Origin of the sequence: Sphingomonas sp. (assembly GCF_042091075.1) — a bacterium.
Taxonomy (GTDB): Bacteria; Pseudomonadota; Alphaproteobacteria; order Sphingomonadales; family Sphingomonadaceae; genus Sphingomonas.
In genome coordinates, this window is sequence record NZ_JBELIE010000238.1 from 1 (window position 1) to 3233 (window position 3233).

A 3233-nucleotide genomic window follows, 5' to 3' on the forward strand; every position below is an offset into this window, starting at 1 on the left:
CGCTCCTGCAGCACCACGCCGAAGCGGCTGGCGAAGGCCCCCGTGCCCGGCTTGACGAGCGTATCTGCCGCGCCGAGCGCTAGCGCGCGCATCGTTACCGCCGCGCCCTCCGCCGCAGCGCTGGACACGATCAGCACCCGCGCGCCGCGGCCTGCCTTGAGCAGCGCAGGCAATGCGTCGATCCCGCTGGTATGCGGCATCTCCAGATCGAGGACGATCAGATCGACGCGACAATCAGCCAGAAAGGCCAGCGCGGCTTGAGCATCGGGCAGCGCCGCGGCGACCGCGAAGCGCCCGCCAGCGGCAACGAACCGGCTCAGCGCCGCGCGCGCCACTGCCGAATCGTCGACGATCAGCACGCGCGGTGCGGACGCTTTCAACGGTGATTCGGGTTGAGGAAGGAACTGCGCCATCGTGCGCCGGACGATCGAAGCGGATCGCGTCGGATCAGGCGACGCCGACGATCTGCAATTTGCTCTGCAAGGTTTCGCGATCAAAGGGCTTCATGACATATTCGTCCGCGCCCGCCTCGATTGCGGCGCGAATATGCGCCATGCCGTTCTCGGTGGTGCAGAACACCACCTTCGGACGACGCGGCAGATCTTCCGACGACAGCGCGCGCAGGAATTCCATCCCGCTCATCACCGGCATGTTCCAGTCGAGCAGCACCACGTCAGGCGACAGGGCGCGACATTGCTCCAGTGCCTCGCGCCCGTCGGCGGCTTCCCCCACTACGAAGTTCAGCGTCTCCAGGATGTGGCGGGCGACCTTTCGTATCACCTTCGAGTCGTCGACGATCAGGCAGGTCTTCATCGCTTCATCCCAGCAGGCGTTACCTGCCGCTTATGTCGAACCAACTGTAAGATTTGCGTTAATGGCCAGGCCGGAAGGTCAGGCGATGGCGCTGGCCCGTTCGACCAGTCGTTCGATATCCAGCACGATCAAGGTTTCGCCGCTCCCACCGGCGACGCCCGACACGAAATCCCAGCCCGGCTGAGCCTCCGCGTCGCTATCCTGGCCGTCGCCCGGCGCGCCAAGCCCGGCGGGTGGCGCTTCGATCGTGAAGGTGCCGATATCCTCCAGCGAGTCGACTGCGATCGCATACAGATGGCCATCGACCATCGCCGCGACGGCATGGCCGATGCGGGCCCCTTCGGACACCACGCGCGGCGGCAGATCGAGCAGGCGACGAACGTCGAGAACGGTCGCGACCTTGCTGCGCATCGCCGCCAGCCCGATCACCGCCGAACCGGCACCGGGGGTGGGGGTCGCGACGTCGAGCTCGACGACCGACGCCACACGATCGGTATCGAACAGCACGCCGCAGCCACCGATATGCGCCACCAGATGCAAAACACCACTCACGCGCAGCACTCCCTCAGCGCGGCGATCACCGCCGCACGGTCGTAGCGATAGATCGGCTGGCCGCGCGTCCGGCTCAGCCGGATCGCCGGGACCGGGGCGGTATCGGCGTCGTCCTCGATCGCCAGCGCGATCGTCGGGCGTTGGTCCGGGCGGGCGCGACGGATGACGCGATAGCCCGCCTGTTCGATCGCCGGCTTCAGGAACGCCTCCATCCAATCGCTGTCGGCGCCGTGAAGCAGGCAGAGCGGACGCTCGTTCGGCGCCGTGGCATGTTCGACGATCGCCAGCGGATCGATCAGTTCGATCGGCGCGCCGCCGATCACCGCCAGCCCGGCGACGACGCCGTTCGCGTTCGCGGGAGCGGGAATGATCTCGTCCGGCAGCGCGATGATCTCGATCGGCTCGCGGATCGGATAGGCGATCTCGCGGCCGTCGGCGCTGAGACGCAGAACCTTGGTAATCGATCGCGGTACGGCCCCGCGCCCATCCCACGCCGGTACCGACGTGTCGCCGACGGTCAGCCACAGCCCGCCCGCCGCCGCGCGCACCGCGCCGGCGGCGACCGCCTCGATACGGTCCACCGCCGGCAGCACGATCAGCCGTCGCTCGTCATCCACATCCTCGAACAACAAGGCTCGCAGCGGCTCGATCACCTCGGTCTCCACAATCGTGGCGCGCCGCCGCTCGAAACTGAGCCCGGCGCGGGCGGCGATGCCGGCGCAGTCGAGCAGCAGGATCGGTTGACCGTCATCGGGCAGCATCTGCCCGGCATAGATACCCGCGCGCATCACCGCCGGCGCGGCGGGCTTGACGACCAGCTCCTGCGTGTCGAGCACGGCATCGATGGCGAGCGCGAATTGCCCTTCCCGCAGCGACAGGATCGCCAGATAGGGTGTTCCGGTACGCCGCGTTTCCCCGATCAGATCCGTCAGCGTCACCATCGGCAGGCGCTGACCGCGCAGGATCGCGACGGCGGACTGGCCCCCGACCCGATCGATCCGCGCGGCGCCCTGCCCCACCGCGACGATCTCGTCGACCGACTGGCGCGGGATCGCGAAACGGGTCCCCGCCGCCTCGACGATCACCGCATGCAGGATCGCCAGTGTCAGGGGAACTTCCAGCGATACCGTCAGCCCCCGCCCCGGTCGATTGACGAGCGAGATTCGACCGCCGGCCTTTTCGACATTGGCCTTGACCACATCCATCCCGACGCCACGCCCGGAAAGCTCGGTCGCCTCGTCACGCGACGAGAAGCCCGGTTCGAAGATCAGCGCCAGCCGCGCCTCCTCGTCCATCGTCGCCAGCGCCGCCACGCGATCGGGCCGGCTGCCCGCCCATTTCACCGCCAGCGCGGCGGCATCGATACCGCGCCCGTCGTCGATGATATCGATGATGATCAGATTGCCGGCCTGCCGCGCGACGACCCGTAGCGATCCCGTCGCCGGCTTCCCGGACAGCACGCGATCCGAACGAGCCTCGATGCCGTGATCGATCGCATTGCGGACAAGGTGGACGAGCGGATCGCGAAGCAGCTCGATCATTTCACGATCGAGTTCGACATCGCCGCCCTCGATCACCAGCGATACCGATTTGTTGAGCGAGGCCGCCGCGTCACGCACCAGCCGCGGCATTACCGAAAACAGCGCCTCCACCCGCTGCATCCGGCTGCGCGTCACGCTATCGCGCAGGTCGTCGACCGAGATCGACAGTCGCTCCAGCATCGCCTCCAGCTTGGGATCGTCGTTCTGACGCAGGTGACGCGCCAGCTGGTTGCGTGCCAGCACCATGTCAGACACGCCGCCCATCATGCGGTCGAGCAGGTCGACCGACAGGCGCACCGACCGCTTTCCACCGCGCACGTTCGGGCT

Annotated in this window: 4 protein-coding genes; all 4 read right to left on the minus strand. The window is 67.6% G+C overall.

Annotated elements, in window-relative coordinates; translation table 11 throughout:
- A partial coding sequence (locus tag ACFDSW_RS16050; protein WP_375251265.1) for a response regulator occupies positions 1-413 on the minus strand: 413 nt, incomplete at its 3' end.
- Between the two features lie 34 nt (positions 414-447).
- Entirely contained in the window at positions 448-813 is a 366-nt protein-coding gene (locus tag ACFDSW_RS16055; RefSeq protein ID WP_375251266.1) for a response regulator, read from the minus strand.
- 78 nt (positions 814-891) lie between these two features.
- Positions 892-1365: a chemotaxis protein CheW gene (locus ACFDSW_RS16060; RefSeq protein WP_375251267.1), complete on the minus strand. Its 474-nt coding sequence runs from the start codon at positions 1363-1365 to the stop codon at positions 892-894.
- The coding region (locus ACFDSW_RS16065; protein WP_375251268.1) for a chemotaxis protein CheA at positions 1362-3233 on the minus strand (1872 nt) is incomplete at its 5' end. The genes ACFDSW_RS16065 and ACFDSW_RS16060, both read right to left, overlap by 4 nt.

Coding starts and splice junctions, on each gene's coding strand:
- ACFDSW_RS16055 (WP_375251266.1), bottom strand. CDS start 813: ATGAAGACCTGCCTGATCGTCGACGACTCGAAGGTGATACGAAAGGTC.